Annotated in this window: 19 protein-coding genes; all 19 read left to right on the forward strand. The window is 51.2% G+C overall.

From position 1 onward, the window contains the following. Positions 1-101 precede the first annotated feature (101 nt). The 19 genes from ACWWJF_RS15855 (at position 102) to ACWWJF_RS15945 (ending at position 16,305) form a co-directional block, all read left to right on the forward strand. On the forward strand, positions 102-479 hold the full coding sequence (locus tag ACWWJF_RS15855; RefSeq protein ID WP_455869996.1) for a phage terminase small subunit P27 family: 378 nt from the start codon (positions 102-104) through the stop codon (positions 477-479). Beyond that, positions 457-2,124, forward strand: coding sequence for a terminase large subunit (locus tag ACWWJF_RS15860; protein WP_455869997.1), 1,668 nt, complete (start codon positions 457-459; stop codon positions 2,122-2,124). Before ACWWJF_RS15855 ends, ACWWJF_RS15860 begins: the two co-directional genes overlap by 23 nt. 912 nt (positions 2,125-3,036) lie before the next feature. Beyond that, positions 3,037-3,411 (forward strand): hypothetical protein, encoded by a 375-nt coding sequence (locus ACWWJF_RS15865; RefSeq protein ID WP_455869998.1) that lies wholly within the window; start codon positions 3,037-3,039, stop codon positions 3,409-3,411. Further along, entirely contained in the window at positions 3,383-3,574 is a 192-nt protein-coding gene (gene lysC, locus ACWWJF_RS15870; RefSeq protein WP_455869999.1) for an Rz1-like lysis system protein LysC, read from the forward strand. Before ACWWJF_RS15865 ends, lysC begins: the two co-directional genes overlap by 29 nt. 213 nt (positions 3,575-3,787) lie before the next feature. After that, positions 3,788-4,477: a Rha family transcriptional regulator gene (locus tag ACWWJF_RS15875; RefSeq protein WP_455870000.1), complete on the forward strand. Its 690-nt coding sequence runs from the start codon at positions 3,788-3,790 to the stop codon at positions 4,475-4,477. A gap of 1 nt (position 4,478) precedes the next feature. Next, positions 4,479-4,658, forward strand: coding sequence for a hypothetical protein (locus ACWWJF_RS15880; protein WP_455870001.1), 180 nt, complete (start codon positions 4,479-4,481; stop codon positions 4,656-4,658). Positions 4,659-4,738: 80 nt separating this feature from the next. Further along, on the forward strand, positions 4,739-4,972 hold the full coding sequence (locus ACWWJF_RS15885; RefSeq protein ID WP_455870002.1) for a DUF2560 family protein: 234 nt from the start codon (positions 4,739-4,741) through the stop codon (positions 4,970-4,972). 10 nt (positions 4,973-4,982) lie between these two features. Then, positions 4,983-5,408 (forward strand): terminase small subunit-like protein, encoded by a 426-nt coding sequence (locus ACWWJF_RS15890; RefSeq protein ID WP_455871125.1) that lies wholly within the window; start codon positions 4,983-4,985, stop codon positions 5,406-5,408. After that, positions 5,405-6,823 carry a PBSX family phage terminase large subunit gene (locus ACWWJF_RS15895; protein ID WP_455870003.1) on the forward strand — a complete coding sequence of 473 codons (1,419 nt, stop codon included), beginning with the start codon at positions 5,405-5,407 and terminating at the stop codon, positions 6,821-6,823. The genes ACWWJF_RS15890 and ACWWJF_RS15895 overlap by 4 nt, the downstream gene beginning before the upstream one ends. Before the next feature lies 1 nt (position 6,824). Continuing rightward, positions 6,825-9,038, forward strand: a complete 2,214-nt coding sequence (locus tag ACWWJF_RS15900; RefSeq protein ID WP_455870004.1) for a portal protein — start codon at positions 6,825-6,827, stop codon at positions 9,036-9,038. A gap of 94 nt (positions 9,039-9,132) precedes the next feature. Then, positions 9,133-9,999: a scaffolding protein gene (locus ACWWJF_RS15905; protein WP_455870005.1), complete on the forward strand. Its 867-nt coding sequence runs from the start codon at positions 9,133-9,135 to the stop codon at positions 9,997-9,999. 20 nt (positions 10,000-10,019) lie between these two features. After that, positions 10,020-11,270, forward strand: coding sequence for a P22 phage major capsid protein family protein (locus ACWWJF_RS15910; protein ID WP_455870006.1), 1,251 nt, complete (start codon positions 10,020-10,022; stop codon positions 11,268-11,270). Positions 11,271-11,308: 38 nt separating this feature from the next. Continuing rightward, positions 11,309-11,521 carry a hypothetical protein gene (locus ACWWJF_RS15915; RefSeq protein WP_455870007.1) on the forward strand — a complete coding sequence of 71 codons (213 nt, stop codon included), beginning with the start codon at positions 11,309-11,311 and terminating at the stop codon, positions 11,519-11,521. Further along, positions 11,502-11,963: a packaged DNA stabilization gp4 family protein gene (locus tag ACWWJF_RS15920; protein WP_455870008.1), complete on the forward strand. Its 462-nt coding sequence runs from the start codon at positions 11,502-11,504 to the stop codon at positions 11,961-11,963. Before ACWWJF_RS15915 ends, ACWWJF_RS15920 begins: the two co-directional genes overlap by 20 nt. Before the next feature lie 8 nt (positions 11,964-11,971). Continuing rightward, positions 11,972-13,393: a packaged DNA stabilization protein gene (locus ACWWJF_RS15925; protein WP_455870009.1), complete on the forward strand. Its 1,422-nt coding sequence runs from the start codon at positions 11,972-11,974 to the stop codon at positions 13,391-13,393. After that, complete coding sequence (locus tag ACWWJF_RS15930) at positions 13,390-13,893, forward strand: hypothetical protein (RefSeq protein ID WP_455870010.1); 504 nt, start codon at positions 13,390-13,392, stop codon at positions 13,891-13,893. The genes ACWWJF_RS15925 and ACWWJF_RS15930 overlap by 4 nt, the downstream gene beginning before the upstream one ends. Positions 13,894-13,901: 8 nt before the next feature. Next, positions 13,902-14,348: a DUF2824 family protein gene (locus ACWWJF_RS15935; RefSeq protein ID WP_455870011.1), complete on the forward strand. Its 447-nt coding sequence runs from the start codon at positions 13,902-13,904 to the stop codon at positions 14,346-14,348. Continuing rightward, complete coding sequence (locus tag ACWWJF_RS15940) at positions 14,335-14,940, forward strand: DNA transfer protein (protein WP_455870012.1); 606 nt, start codon at positions 14,335-14,337, stop codon at positions 14,938-14,940. Before ACWWJF_RS15935 ends, ACWWJF_RS15940 begins: the two co-directional genes overlap by 14 nt. Before the next feature lie 9 nt (positions 14,941-14,949). After that, on the forward strand, positions 14,950-16,305 hold the full coding sequence (locus ACWWJF_RS15945; protein ID WP_455870013.1) for a phage DNA ejection protein: 1,356 nt from the start codon (positions 14,950-14,952) through the stop codon (positions 16,303-16,305). Positions 16,306-16,451 lie beyond the last annotated feature (146 nt).

Raw genomic sequence — 16,451 nt, forward strand, 5'->3', positions numbered from 1 at the left:
TTGAGGACAAGGCCCCTACCGTTCTGGGACCACCCGCCTCCTCAAATTTTTATGCGCGGCCATTTTTTGAAATACAGAAATTTTATAGGAAACAGTAGATTATGAAGAGAGCACCTAAAGCTCCGGATTATCTCGACGAGATAGCCGCTACAGAGTGGAAAGCCAAAGCAAAATTCATGGCAGAACGAGGAGATTTGAACCCGGCTGACTGGAACAGTCTTGAATTATATTGCGTCAACTATTCCATTTACCGTAAAGCGATAGCGGACATTGCTGAGCGTGGTTTTTCGGTTGAAGGCAGCCGTGGCGCGGAGTCCCGCAATCCATCGTTGGCAGCAAAGGCCGATGCCGAACGCATCATGATAAAAATGGCCTCCCTGCTGGGCTTTGACCCCGTATCTCGTCGCCGTAATCCGGTAGAAATTGAGGAAGAAGATGACATTGAGAAATTATTGAATGCCAGAAAATGCATGGCATAAATACGCCGAGGGGGTCAGAAATGGCAATATTCCCGCCTGTACGCGCCTGAAACAGACGGTTGACCGCTATGTTAACGACCTGAATAACCCCCTTTACCGCTTCGATACAGAGGCTGTAGGGCGCTTTATCGCGTTTGCTGCTCTTTGCCCCCATGTCAAGGGGCCGCTTCGGGGTCAACCGATTCATCTTGCGCCGTGGCAGCAATTTGCCCTCGCCAATATCCTTGGCTTCAAGGATGCAGAGACGGGAAGGCGTAAGTATCGTAGCGCCTACATTCAAGTACCGCGCAAGAATGCTAAATCGACACTGGCAGCAATACTGGCTAACTACTTCCTCGTCATGGAGCCGGGGCAGCACGATATCTACACGGCGGCGGTGAGCCGAGACCAAGCCCGGATTGTGTTTGACGATGCTCGTCAGATGAGTCTGATTTCCCCGGCACTGAGAAAGCGGCTTACTATCCAGCAGCATAAACTGATTTACCCGAAATCAAATAGTCTGCTTAAGCCGCTGGCTGCCAAGGCCGCCACCATCGAGGGAACGAACCCAAGCCTCGCTATCGTGGATGAATACCACCTCCACCCGGATAACGCCGTTTATTCAGCCCTTGAGTTGGGTATGGGTGCACGCCCCGAGGGGCTGCTGTTCGCTATCACCACCGCCGGAAGCAATGTGGTTTCCGCCTGTAAGCAGCACTACGACTACTGTTGCCAGATATTGGCGGGCGAAGAAACGAATGAATCCCTGTTTGCGCTGATTTATGAACTCGACGACGAAAACGAAGTAGGCGATCCGGATCAATGGATAAAGGCCAATCCCAATCTGGGCGTGTCCGTCGATAAGGCGGCGCTGGTTGACACCATACAGAAAGCGCGTGGCATCCCCTCGCAGTGGGTGGAGATGCTGACCAAGCGTTTTAATCTCTGGTGCCAAGGGGCGACGCCGTGGATGGGGACGGGCGCATGGGACGCCTGTAAAGCCGATCACAGCGGCGAAGACCTCAAAGGGCGGGATTGCTATGCCGGACTGGATTTGTCCTCCACAGGCGATATTACCAGCGTGTGCTACGCCTTCCCCGGTGAAAATGAAATCTTGCTACTGACTCGCCATTACCTGCCAGAGGCGCAGCTTGAGAACATCGCCAACAAGAACCGCAGTTTATACCGCTTGTGGAAATCACAAGGCTGGATACGCACCACGCCGGGGGACTGCATCGACTATGACCGCATACGCGATGACATCCTCAAGGACAGCGAGCTATTCACTATCCGGCTGATTGGCTTTGATACATGGAACGCTACCCACCTGAGAACCCAGCTACAGGGCGCGGGGCTGGACGTGGAGCCATTCCCACAAACCTACATGCGATTCAGTCCAGTAGCCAAGTCAGCAGAGGTATTCGTTAACCGCCAGATTATCCGGCACAACGGGGATCCGGTGCTGGCATGGGCAATGGGAAATGTGGTGATGGAGAGCGATGCTAACGCCAATATCAAGCCGAACAAGAAGAAGTCTGCCAACAAGATAGATCCGGCGATCGCGTTCCTGATGGCGTTCGGTACGCTACAGGCAGAGCATGAAGAGTTTGCCTACTCGTTGAGTGATGAGCAGAAGCACCGGCTTGAAGCGTTTAGTGGGGTGTGAGGAACAGGATTCATGGAAATCATGATCCCTAGGCAAGGTGGTCGACCTAAGCTATTTCCGTAGCTTAGAGGATAACTACGAAACTTTCGTAGTTCAGGATGGTGGCAGAATTCAGCGGGGTGTGAGGGGCTTAAACTCATATCGTTATACACATCTTTTGGCCATTTTTTGAACAGGATGCTCAGAACCCCGTGAATTAAGGCATTCAAGCCATCCCATTGGCTTTTTGAGGTTCAAAATGCCACTCTGAGATAAACCCGTAACTCATTGATTAAACAGTGCGTTAGAACGATGTGTATAACGATATGGCTTAAACTACGGGAAAATCCCGGTGTTTATACCGGTGCGACGATTATCGCATCGCCGACACACACTTGAAATGCGCGTGGGGTTGTGCAGATAACCTATTGAATATTAATGCTGATTACGGATTTGTGCAGCGGCATAGCATGTCAGTTAATTTTCCCCCGTTTCGGGGAAAACTGGTCAATAAGCAACCAACCCTCTTTTAGTCAGTCACCTGCATCTAACCGTATGACTTAAAGTCACGTGGTTCTTTGTGCTGATAAGCTCACCCACATTTAGTGGGTAAGTCCCCGTCCATGTTGCCGGGATAGCCAGCCAAGAAGAAAGCTTTTTCTCTGGCTGGCCTCTTCTCGTCGGTGTCCATCTGGTCGCCGATGTGCCAGAAAATCCCCTATCCCTGATTTTAACCCTCCTCAAGGCTGATTTAGGCATTCAGATTCGTTCACTTATCTTCATGTTTGTTCAGGGCGTTTTGGATAAAACTATGTATAACATATTTAGAATTTTTGAATTTTAAATTAAATAAATTACTATTTTTAATCTATTTTTTTATATTTATGATAACCTTCCTGGCCTCGTTGCTCGGCGCGAGAAGGAGCGTGAACTATGTCTATCAGGGCTACAGTGATCGCCGCTCTCGTTGCTCTCATTACCGCACTGTCATTCGGCGTCTACTACTACCACGACAAATACAGTGATAAAGCGAAAGAACTCGAAGCCGCAGAGCGGAAACAACAGCAGGCCGAAACCATCGCTGGAAATGTGATCCAGTCAATGCGTATCTTCAACGCCATCACGCGGGCCAATCACGATGAAAAACAGCAGATACAGCGGCGGTCTGAAACTACCGTGGTTTACATTCGAGAAAAGTTATCGACTGATGAGTGTGCTAGTCGGCCTGTTCCTGATGATGTCGTTAGCAAGCTGCGAGAGCACGCGGACAGAATTCGTAATGGCTCCAGTAGTCCCCATCCCCGCTGAACTTTTACAGGACTGTCCAGCACCAAAAATTCCGTATCAAATGAACTACGGCAAGAGTGTAGCGCTGAATGAAGAACTGCTGACCGTTATTGAGAAGTGTAACGCCGACAAACGCAGCATTCGGCAAATCGAAGGATCCCGGAAGAATTTACCTGCCAAGTAGCTGTGCAACTCTGTGAAGAAGTGGCAAGGCTGCGAAACCAAACAATGATCCTCGGCACCGTCCGGGTTTTTTTTTCGCCTGCGCATCCTCGTGCGCATAAAACCAAGAGTCTTTCGGGATATGAGCCTGAGACAGAGTGGCGGTTTCATCGCTAACCACTCTTGGGCCACTCATGTCTACGAGGCAGGCTCTATCACCAAAAGGAAATAAGCGATGCAATTAGTGGAAATAAAGAAACTTGATCTTGTAGCGAATACTATGGCGATTGCTGAGGGTGTTGAGAAAGATCATGACACCATTATCAAGCTTGTTGACCGTAACAAAGCTGATCTGGAAGAGTTTGGGCCACTCGGATTTGAAATCCGTATGGTTGGAAGAAGTCAAGGCGGTGGCAAGCCTCTTCGTGTTGCATTTCTCAACGAGCAGCAAACTACACTCTTAATTACCTACATGCGCAATAATGATGCCGTTCGTGTATTCAAGAAGAAGCTGGTTTCCGAGTTCTTCCGTATGCGCAAGGCATTGGCGGGCAAGAAGATGGATCGCAATATTGCCAGGCTTGAGTACAAGCCAATGACTGATGCTATCAAGCATGAGCGCGAGGCTCAGGGAAAGCAGATTGCCCCACACCATTTCAGCAACGAGGCCGACCTGATTAACCGGATAGCACTTGATATGACGGCGGCTAAATTCCGTGTTCATCACGAAATAGGTAAGAAAGAGTCCATCCGTGACTATCTGACGCCAGAGCAGATCCATTGCGTTACCGAACTGCAACGCGCCAACACAGTATTCATTGGCATGGGCTGGGACTTTGAGCAACGCAAGGCCACGCTGATGGGAATATTCAACAAAAACCATCGCCAGCCATTGATTGAAGAACAACACAGATTGGCGGCATAGCATGACAAAGAGTGAAAGAGAAACGCTGAAGATCATTCATCGCTATCTTCAGGATGGATATGGATACCTTTCTGATGGCAGAGTTCAGGCGGGGGTTGGGCTTACAGAAAAAGCGTTAGCCTCCATCATCGCACTTCTCTATGCCAAACGCGGTAGAAAAGCACATGAATCACTGCATTGACAGAATTTTATATAGGTTTCATCCCATGCCAGTATCCTGATCTACCGGGCTGGCATTTTTTATTCAGAGGATTGTTCTAAATGACCACAATCACCGAATTAACAGACGTTCAGCAAATGAATCTTGAACTGCTGCGACTGGTTCAATCTGACACCGCAGCGGCAGAAAAGGCCATTGAATTTGTTGCTGCCGTTAAGCTGAATTACGAGCTGTTCAAAGACCAGTATACACTCGCAGCCGCCGAACAAACCCCGCTTGCTCGCACTGAAAAAGCTATCCGCGAGGCAAAAGAAGCGCTGACGCTGTTTGGATGAGGGAATGATTATGGCGACTGAAAAAAACAAAGGCGGTCGCCCGTCTGATTATCTACCAGAGGTAGCCGCCGACATATGCTCAAGGCTTTCTGAAGGTGAAAGCATTCGCTCCATTTGCAAGCGTCCAGGCATGCCTGCAAAAGCAACTATCTTTCGCTGGATAGCAGAACATTCTGAGTTTAGAGACCAATACGCGAAAGCCACTGAGAGTCGGGCTGATGCCATCTTTGAAGAGATGATGGATATCGCTGACACGGTGGTTGAGGAAAGTGCTGCTGTTTCTAAAGCAAGACTTCAGGTCGATACGCGCAAATGGATCCTCTCAAGGATGGCTCCGAAGAAATATGGCGACAAGATCACCAATGAAATTGTCGGAAAGGACGGCGGCGCTATCCAGATTGAAACCTCACCAATGAGTACACTATTCGGAAAATGACAACAATTAACCCTATCTTTCAACCGTTCATCCAGGCGCATCGCTACAAAGTCGCTAAGGGCGGTCGAGGTAGCGGTAAGTCATGGGCGATAGCGCGGCTTCTTATCGAGGCTACACGGCGTCAATCAATCCGCATTCTGTGCGCGCGTGAATTACAGAACAGCATCAGCGATTCAGTTATCCGCTTGCTTGAGGATACGATAGAACGCGAAGGATATTCGGAAGAGTTCGAGATACAGCGTTCGATGATTCGGCACCTTGGCACTAGCGCTGAGTTTATGTTCTACGGCATCAAGAACAACCCGACGAAGATTAAATCTCTCGAAGGGATAGATATCTGCTGGGTTGAGGAAGCAGAGGCCGTAACTAAGGAGTCATGGGACATTTTAGTCCCGACAATCCGAAAGCCAGGCTCTGAAATATGGGTGAGTTTCAACCCGAAAAACATTCTCGATGACACCTATCAGCGGTTTGTTGTCACTCCGCCTGATGATATCTGTCTGCTTACTGTCAACTACACAGACAACCCGCACTTTCCACAGGTTCTCAGGCTGGAAATGGATGAATGCCAGCGGAGAAACCCAACCCTTTATCGTCACATCTGGCTAGGTGAGCCGGTAAGCGCAAGCGAAATGGCAATCATCAAACGTGAATGGCTGGAAGCTGCTACCGACGCACACATTAAGCTGGGGTGGAAAGCTAAAGGCGCTGTTATCTCCGCTCATGACCCATCAGATACCGGGCCTGATGACAAAGGCTATGCAATGCGTCATGGCTCAGTGGTTAAGCGTATTTCATCACCTCCTGAGCCTCTTGATGTTAACGAAGGTGCTGATTGGGCCACCGAGTTAGCAATGAGTGATGGCGCAGATCACTTCCTGTGGGATGGTGATGGATTAGGTGCTGGCCTACGCAGGCAGGTTACGGATGCATTTGCTGGCAAGAAAATCACCGCGACCATGTTCAAAGGCAGCGAATCCCCATTCGATGAAGACGCTCCGTACCAGTCTGGTGCGTGGTCAGATGAAGTTGTTGATGGTGACAACATCCGAACCATCGGCGACGTGTTCCGCAACAAGCGAGCGCAGTTCTATTACACGCTGGCTGACAGGCTTTATCTGACATATCGAGCGGTAGTGCATGGTGAATATTCAAACCCTGACGACATGCTGAGCTTCGATAAAGAGGCGATAGGCGATCATATGCTTGAAAAACTATTCGCTGAACTGACTCAGATACAGCGCAAGTTCAACGGAAACGGAAAGCTGGAGCTTATGACGAAAGTTGATATGAAATTGAAACTAGGCATCCCGTCGCCGAACTTAGCTGACTCACTGATGATGTGCATGCATTGCCCATCTGTAGCGATAGAACCGGACTATTCAAACTATTCAATCCCCTGCGGGGTAGGCTGATATGGCAGATAAAAAACAATCAACTGACAAATTGGCTAAGTGGCACGTTCAGGCCAGAACTAACTTTGATAAAGCGTGGTCTGGCAGTCAGAAAGTTCGCGAGAAGATTGTCGAAGCGCAACGGTTTGTCCGTGTCGCAGGCGCACAGTGGGAAGGCTCGACGGATGCCGGATATTCATTTGAAGAAGGACGATTCGAGCACTACCCACGGTTTGAACTTAACAAGGTTGCGCGAGAGTGCGACCGCATCATTGGCGAGTACCGACAGAACCGTATCAGTGTCAGATTCAGGCCTAAAGATGGTCAAGCGTCGGAAGAGTTAGCAGAGAAAATGAACGGTAAGTTCCGCGCCGACTACATGGAAACATCCGGCAGCGAAGCGTGTGACAATGCATTTGATGATGCAGTGGTTGGCGGGTTCGGTTGTTTCCGCATGTGTGCTGACTATGAAGACGAAATGGATCCGTCAAACGAGCAGCGCCGTATTAGTTTATTGCCTGTTTACGACGCGGCGACGTGCGTGTTCTTTGACCTAGACAGCAAGCAGTATGACCGTAGTGATGCAATGTGGGCGCTTGAGATGTTCTCGATGACGCCAGCGGCATTCAAGGCTGAGTACCCAAAAGCCATGATGGCAAGCATGGATAGGAGCGACACAGGTACGCAGTTTGACTGGTGTACGCCTGATGCTATCTATGTTGCGCGTTACTATGAGGTGCGCATTGAGAAAGTCACGCTGAGCGCATACCGTAACCCGATCACAAACGAAACAGCAACATACGATAGTGACCAGATAGCCGATGTTATTGACGAACTGGCAGAAGGTGGATTTGAGGAAATCGGCAAGCGTGAGGTTAAGAAGCGTCGCGTTTACTGTGGTTTGATGGACGGCGCGGAATGGTTGGAAGAGCCTAAGCGCATACCCGGTGAACACATCCCACTAATCCCTGTTTATGGGCGTCGCTCATTCGTTGACAACATGGAACGCATCGAAGGCCACGCCGCTAAAGCGATGGATGCTCAGCGGCTGGAAAACCTGATGGTGTCGATGATTGCTGATAACGCTACCCAAGCTGGCGGTGATGGCATTCCTATCGTCGATGTTGAATTCATTCCCGGCCCATTAAAGGATAGTTGGGGCGAGCGAAATAAGAGGCGACCAGCGTTTCTCCCAATGAAGAGCATGCGCACTAAAGATGGTCAGGTGGTCGCACAGGCCGAGGTAAGCGGATACACACCGCCCACTCAGATGCCTCCAGCGCTGGCTGGCTTGCTCCAGTACACCGGAACAGCCATCCAGCAAATCACAGGCGCGAATCAGATGGAGAACATGCCGAGCAACGTGGCCTCGGAAACCGTCGATTCTATTTTCAATCGCATGGACACGCAGTCATACGTCTACATGGACAACATGGCTAAGTCTATGCGTCGTGCTGGCGTGGTCTGGCTCAGTATGGCTCGCGAGGTGTACGGAAGCGACGCGCCGATGCGTGTCGTCAATGAAGACGGTAGCGACGATATGGTGCTACTGAATGGTTCGGTAGTTGACCGTCAGTCAGGTAGAGAGGTGGCGCTGAACGACCTGTCGCAAGGGAAGTACGAGGTCACTGTTGATGTCGGGCAGTCGTTCGCCACGCGTCGTGATGCAACGGTGAAATCGTTACTCGATATGCTGCAACTCCTTCCACCCGGCACTCCCAAGCACGACATCGTTACCAGTATGATTCTGGATAACATGGACGGCGAAGGAATTAGCGACCTGAAAGCGTTCAACCGCAATCAGATGTTGCTGTCTGGCGTGATCAAACCGAAAACGCCGGAAGAAGAGCAAATGGTTGCTCAAGCGCAACAGGCTCAGCAACAGCAGCCAGATCCAGCAATGGTTCAGGCTCAAGGTGTTCTCATGCAAGGACAAGCCGAATTGCAGAAAGCACAGAATGAGCAGATGGCGATTCAGGTTAAGGCATTCCAAGCACAGACTGACGCTCAGGTTGCCGCCGCCAATGTCGTTAAGATCCTCGCTTCTGCTGATAGCCAGCAGAAACAGGATATTCGTGAAGCGCTCAAGATGCTTTCAGATTTCCAGAACAAACAAGGAGACAATGCCCGTGCTGACGCTGAATTAGTCCTGAAAGGTCAGGCACAAGGCCATCAACAGCAGATGGACGTAACCAACGTGTTACGGTCTGCACAACCGCAACAACCTCAGCAGTAAATCAACCCAAATCACCACGCTAAGCCGTCAATACGAGGCACGGCACGCTATTGCCTTCCGATGGGCATAACAATCGAGTAAATCAGGGGTAATCATGGAACAACAGGCAGAAAACCAATCACCAGAAGTGGAAATCGAAGAGCAATCACCTGAGCAAATTCCAGATGATGCAGGTCAGCAACCCGAAGAGGATGTCGAGCAAGCTCAAAGCACCGAGCCGCAGACAGACGATGACGGCGATGACGAAGAAGAGTTCTATTTCGGCGATGAAAAACTGGAGTCGCCTACCAGTGAAGAAAAGGATCCGGCATTAGTTCGGCATCTGCGTAACACCATCAAGGAGAAGGAGCGCGAGCTAAAAGCGTTGCGCACCAAATCTCCACAACAGCAGCAAGCCCCAACGCAGGCTCCGCGTATGCCTCAGTTGTCTGATGATGGCATTGACTATGACGAGGCTGTTTTTCAGCAGAAGCTCAGCGCATGGTCAGAAGAAAATGCCAAATATCACACAGCATTGGCACAGCAGCAGCAAGCGCAACAGGTCGCACAGCAGCAGTATCAACAGCGCCTCCAGCAGTATCAGGAGCGCGTAAAAACAGTGAAGGTTCCCAACTACCAACAGGCAGAAAAGCTAGTGATTGATGAAGTTCCTGAAGCTATTCAGGCCGCTGTCATTCAGTACGCAGAGAAGCCAGAAATGGTGGTTATTGCCCTCGCTCGCAACCCCGAGTTACGCAAACAGTTTGCCGACGCTACTGACCCCGTAGAGTTAGGCCGACAAATCGGCATCATCGAATCAAAGGCCAAAACCATGCCGAAAGCAAAACCAACCGCTGGCACCGTTCCAGCCGTCAAGGGTAGTAACGGCGCTGAGTTGAACAGTCTCGAAAAGCTCAAAGAAGAAGCGCGCAAATCTTGCGACTGGAGCGCCTATTTTGCTGCTAAAAGAGCTAAAAAATAACCTATCGGAGCAATATATAAATGGCTAACCAATTAGCGAAAGACCTAGAAGTCCTGTTTGAAGAGTATGTGGAATCATTCGAAGCGTCCTGCGTAGTTTCCCGTAACGCAAAGAAATTCCGCCCCGGCGACACAGCGATGCAGCGAGCTGGCGATGTGCTTTACCGTCCGCAACATTACCACATGAACATTGAAGAAGGGTTAGACCTGACGGGCAAAACGCCGACCGATCTGGTTCAACGTCTTGTCCCGTCTGTGTTCAAAGAGCCAAAGAACATACTGTATACGCTGGATGCGCGTGAAATGCGCGACCCTGAGCATAAAACGGAAGCAGGTCGCGCCGCGGGTCAACGTCTGGCGGCACAGGTTGACTCTGACCTGATCACTACCGCATCACTACGCGCAACCAACGTTGCTACCATTACCGCAGCATCAACTAACAAAGGGAAAGACCTGTGGGATGCAGCGGCGCAGATTGACGCGACGATGACGGCTATCGGTGTGCCGCAGGGTATCAACCGCCGCAGTTTCTGGAACCCCTTTGACTACAAAGACATTGCCAGTGAGTTGGGTGGTCGCGCCTACGTTCAGGGCGTAACCCTGTCAGCGTATGAAAAAGCGCAGATCCCAGCAGTGGCATCGTTTGACAGCTACAAAACGGATATCTCAGGGCGTGTACCTAACGGCACCGCAACCGCGTTAACGCTTGCTGCCGCCCCGGCTCACAAGGTGACAGCTAAAGACGCTAACGACATGCCAGTCGATAACCGTCAAGGCGTGATCACTTTGTCTGCTGCTGGCTTGCAGGTTGGTGATGCTTTCACTATCGCTGGCGTGAATTCCGTTCACAACATCACTAAGGATGATACGGATCAGTTGCAGGTGTTCCGTGTGCTGGCTGTTAGTGGTGTTACTGCAACGATCACCCCGCAGATCCTGCCGCCGAACAACGCAGACGTGCCAAGCCGTCCATACGCGAACGTTAAGGCAAACGCGGCGAACGGCGCAGCCATCACCATCCTGAATGCTAACGCAGCGCCAACCAACATCTTTTGGGCTGACGGTTCCGTTGAACTGATGTACGGCAAGCTGGCATTCCCTACTGGTCAGGGTCCGCAGGTGATGACCGCAACGACTGAGCAGGGCGCTACGCTCATCATGTCGTATGCGTTCGACCACATCAAAGGCACTACTACCGCACGTTTCACCACGCTGTACGGTTGCTCTGTGCTGGTTCCTGAGTATGTCGGGATCGTGTTTGGCAAACAGTAACAGACAGGGGCTTCGGCCCCTGTTTTTTGGGGGTAATAATGTCTGAAGTGATGCTTTACAAGCGCGGTTCGATAATAAAGTGCGGACCTTATTCGCTGGACTACATCATCGTTGGCGAAGAAGAAATTGAGGATAAATTAGCTCTTGGCTGGGTAAAGACGCCTGCCGAAACTGAATCTCCAGAGCCAGAGCAGCGCAAGAAACCGGGGCCTAAACCAAAGGTGGCGCAAGATGGCGAGAACAAAGGGTGATTTAGTCCTTAAAGCATTGCGTAAGGCTGGGCTGTACTCCAACACCACGCTAACGGACGCTGAGCCTCAAGCCGTTGAGGATTCAATTCAAGACCTCGAAGACATGATGGCTCAGTGGCTGGCTGTGGGTATTGACCTTGGCTATCTGTTTGCTGATGTGGAAAACGACGAGTTACCGCTACCCGATGACGATGCCGGCATTCCGGCATGGTCCTATGACGGAGTATCGCTGAAACTAGCCGTTCAAATCTGCATGGATAATGTCATTCAGCCATCAGACGCATTGCTTACTGCTGCCGATACCGCATATCAATCAATCTGCATCGCCCTAACCACGATCCCCCCATTGCAACGACGAAACGATATGCCAGTAGGTGAGGGAAACCGATCCGCATTTACGTGGGGGCGTTTCTACATCGAGAAAAACACGCCGAATAAGTAGGGTGAATCATGCCAATCCAACAGTTTCCGCTGATTAAAGGCACCGGTAAAAACTTCCGCGATGCCGATTATGTTGATCTCCTGCCGGTAAACATGTTGGCCGTTCAGAAGCCCGTTCTGAATGCCGGCGGATATCTGCGTTCATTCCCGGGATTGCGCAGGCTTCGTGATTCAGATGGCCCTTCCCGGGGGGTGATGTTCAACCCGCACAACCGGGTAGTTTATCGGGTAATGGGCGGAAAAGTGTATAAAGAAAATACAATAGTCGGTACCGCACGGGGCCATGGGCGGGTGTCGATGTCAGGGAGCGGGAGCAGCCAGGGCGTTGCCATTGATGGTGAGCTGGTGCTTTTCCGGTATGACGGACAAGTAAAATGGCTGGCAAACTGGGATGTGGCCACCGGGTTCGAGCAATATGATATCGGGTCTGTGAGGGATATATGTCATGTGGGTGGGCGTTATGTCTGGGTGAAAGACGGCACTGCCACGTTTGGCATTACGGATCTGGAAGATGAGTCAAAACCTGACCGCTACCGGGCCTTCTACAGCGCCACTGCGCAGTCGGATGTGATTGAAGGCATTGGTGAGTGGAGGGGCTCGGTGGTCTGCTTTGGCTCGTCATCGATTGAGTTTTTCTACCTGACGGGGGCGACGGATACGGCTTCACCCGTTTACGCACCGAATGCCTCCATGACCATCCCTGTTGGCATAGCGGGTGTTCACTGCAAGACGCGTTTCATGAACAGCTATGCGTTTATCAGCGGGGCCTCATCCGGCCCTCCGTCTGTATGGCTGATGGATATCGGAAAGGCGCAACCGCTTTCCATCCCCACCGTCGATGCGGTGCTGCTGGAGTACACCGCCGCTGAGCTGGCAACGGCATTCATGGAATCACTGACGTTTAAGTCGCATGTGCTTTTAATCATCCACCTGCCCCGTCATACCCTGGTTTACGATGCCTCTGTCAGTGCAGGTGGTCCAGCCTGGTCGGTACTGAAGTCCGGTGTGGCTGACGATATTTATTGCGGGTGCGATTTTATGTTTGATGGTGAACGTATAACGGTGGGTGACAAGCAGCGGGGGCTTCTCGGTGTGGTGGATTTTTCTCTGTCCTCGCTTTACGACGAGATGACCGAGCATATTCTGTTCACCCCGTTGATATCGGCCGACAATGCCCGGCTGTTTGATTTGAGTCTGGGATCCTCTTCCGGACTTTCTTCAGTGACGGGGACCCTGTTTGTTTCCGCCACGCCGGACGGGATTAATTTTGGCCGTGAGTGTCTGGTGGTGCTTGATAAACCTGCCGTGTATGACATGCGTGTCCTTGTGCGCAAAGTCGGGCGCGTTCGCCGGAACATCGGTTTCAGACTCCGCATCGTGAGTTCTGCCCCGGTGACGCTGTCCGGCCTGACCGTGAGGGTTGAGTCATGAGCGATGAACTGAACACGCCGCTCCAGGGTTCACCCGGAATTGACCCGCTCTCCATTCCTGATGCGCTGGGTCCCGTATTCAAGTTGCAGTTGATTGCGCTGATAAACCATATCGGGATGATTGCTCAGCGGGCAAGCCGCGCCGGGCAGACAGCCTTCAGCGGTCAGGAAGAAATTAAATCTATAAAACAGATAGTTGCAGTGGTAGAGCGCGATTATCTTTCGACAGCGCGGGACACACCGCAGGCTCTGCTCTCATCGCTGGGTATCGTCACGAAACTGCTGATTGACAACAAGCAGGTGGTGGGTCCCCGTGAAACAGGATGGACAGCGGCAACGGGAACGGCGAACAAGGGCACTTTCAATGCCGACCTGACATTTCCCGTCAGTGACCCACCAACGCAATCCGAAATACAGGCTATTGCTAACGCCCTAGTTGCTGAAAGGCAGCGAACAAAGGCGCTGGAAGATGCTCTACGGGCGCACGGCCTGATTAACTGAGGTTCCTCATGATTAGCTTCACTCCCACTAGGAACATTGATGTTATCGAGACGGTGGCTAATGAGCCTGATATTCAGGCCGGAACAGCCAACGGAAATCACTTTTCATACAACCCTAACGAGCTTTATTTTGAAGTCGGCGTGTATCACAACTTCGCCGGGATCGTTCGGGCTATCGAGGTTCAGCCTAAATCGTACGAGTGCCACGCCATGTTTTTAGAGCATATGCGCGGGTTCAGTAAAGATATCGGGCTGGCCTTCTGGAAATACTTTTTCACCCACTACGACGTCGAGTGTGTCCTGTCTATGGCCTCTGACAAGTTCAGAAAAGGCAAGTTTTACTGTGCGTCAATCGGGTTAAAGCGCCGGGGAGTAATCCCTAAATTCTTTGACGGCATAACTGACGTAACAATCTATTCAGCAACACGCGAGGAGCTAGGCTATGGGCGGCGGTAAAAATAAGGGTGCGGCGGCACAAGCTGATGCCATGAACCGCGCCACTGCATTACAGCGCGAGCAGTGGCAGACGGTGATGAATAATCTTTCGCCATTCACGCCACTGGCTCAGCAATACGTGACGCAGTTGCAGGATTTGTCCTCACTCAGTGGTCAAAACTCAGCGCTGGACAGCTATTACCATTCTGACCAGTACAAACAGCTTGCGGATCAGGTCCGCTATCAGAGTCTTGCAGCTGCTGAGGCAAACGGGGGGCTTGGCTCCACCGCAACCGGAAACCAGCTTGCCGCCATCGCGCCTACGCTTGGTCAGAACTGGCTTTCAGGCCAGATGAACAACTACCAGAACCTTGCGAATATCGGTCTTGGGGCTTTGACCGGTCAGGCCAACGCTGGTCAGACCCATGCCAACAACACAGGGCAGTTATTGCAGCAGAATGCGGCCTTCGCAGCGGCAAATGCTAATCGCCCATCAGCCTTACAGCAAGGTATCGGTGGGGCATTGGGCGGCGCGTCTCTTGGTATGAAGATTGGTGGGCCGTGGGGGGCTGCGATTGGTGGCGGCCTTAGCCTGCTTGGTTCACTGATCTAAGGGGTGATCATGGCTACGTGGAACCAAAACATTAATTCTGGCGGCTTTCTGGCTGGTATCGGCGGAATGAACGAAAACGCCCCACGCGCCAGCGATGTTAACGCCACTCTCGGCATGATTCGTGATAACAACGACTTTGCCCGCGCAGGTGGTAACAACGTTGGATTGCAGGCATTACAAGGGCTTGGCGGTTTGGCTGATGCATACAAGCAGAACCAGCAGGCAGAGCGTCAGAAAGCATTCCAGCAGGAGTACGGCAACGCCTTTAAATCTGGCGACCGTAATGCTATGCGTGATTTGGCAGCAAAATACCCTGACCAGTTCGAGAATGTGCAGAAAGGCATGGGATTCATTGACGATGACCATCGTACAACGATGGGTGATCTGGCGATGAATGCGCAGGTGGCAGCAGGGCAAGGGCCGGAAGCATTCGACAACTTCCTGAAAACCAATGCTGACGAGCTTAACCGTATCGGCGTAAATCCGGCTGATGTTGGTCAGACCTACCAGCAAGACCCGAAAGGTGCATCTGACCTGTTCGGCAATCTGGCTATGTTCTCGCTGGGGCCAAAGGGGTATCTGGAGGCTCTTGATGCTAGAGAGAAAAACAAGTTAACCGCGCGAGGTCAGGACATCACGGCTCGCGGTCAGGATCTGGATAACGCCAGAGGGTGGGCCAACATAAATAACACCACTCTTGATCGTGCTCAGCGGGCACAATTCCATTCCGATAATGTTGGGTTAAAGCTTCAGGAGCTATCAGCTAAACAAGCCGAGTTGGGTAAAATTGACCCTAAGCTAGTGCGAGATCTGAATAGCGACATTAACGGCTATTCAAAAAACTACTCGGCAATGCGCAGCGCGGCGGAAAACCTTCAGGCATTAGGGAAAAGGAACACGCCCGCGGCGCAATTGGGGATGATATTTAACTACATGAAATCTCTAGACCCTCAATCTGTAGTGCGCGAGGGTGAGCAAGTGCAGGTAAAAAGAACTGACGGGATTTATGGCACGCTAGGTAATTATGTAAGCCAGTTATCGAGTGGGAAAATGCTAAATGATAGTCAGGTTGCAGACCTGATTAACACATCAAAACTCATGGCAAATACCGAAGGAAGTAAATTCAATCAGCAGATGGACGATTACCTTTCATCGTATGGAAGCTCTCTCCCCAATGGTCTAGTAAACCAATTACAGTCGAGAAAGGCTAAGTTTTTTGATGACGTTCCGGGTTCGCAAGGGTCCGCTGGTGGTGGCACTACTGTAAACCCACCGCCCGGATCAATAAGCGAGGGGGCTACGGCAACTAATCCTAGCACTGGTCAGAAGATTATATTCAGGGGTGGACAATGGCAACCAATGTAGGATTACCGGAAGGGTTTGAATTAGATTCTCCACCAAGTAATGCTGGTCTGCCTCAAGGATTCGTGTTGGATTCATCTCCTAACCAAGCTCATGCACCAAGATCGCCAACGCTGGCGGATAACGTAGAGCAAGCAGCCCGGGGATTA

Source organism: Symbiopectobacterium sp. Eva_TO, assembly GCF_053848865.1.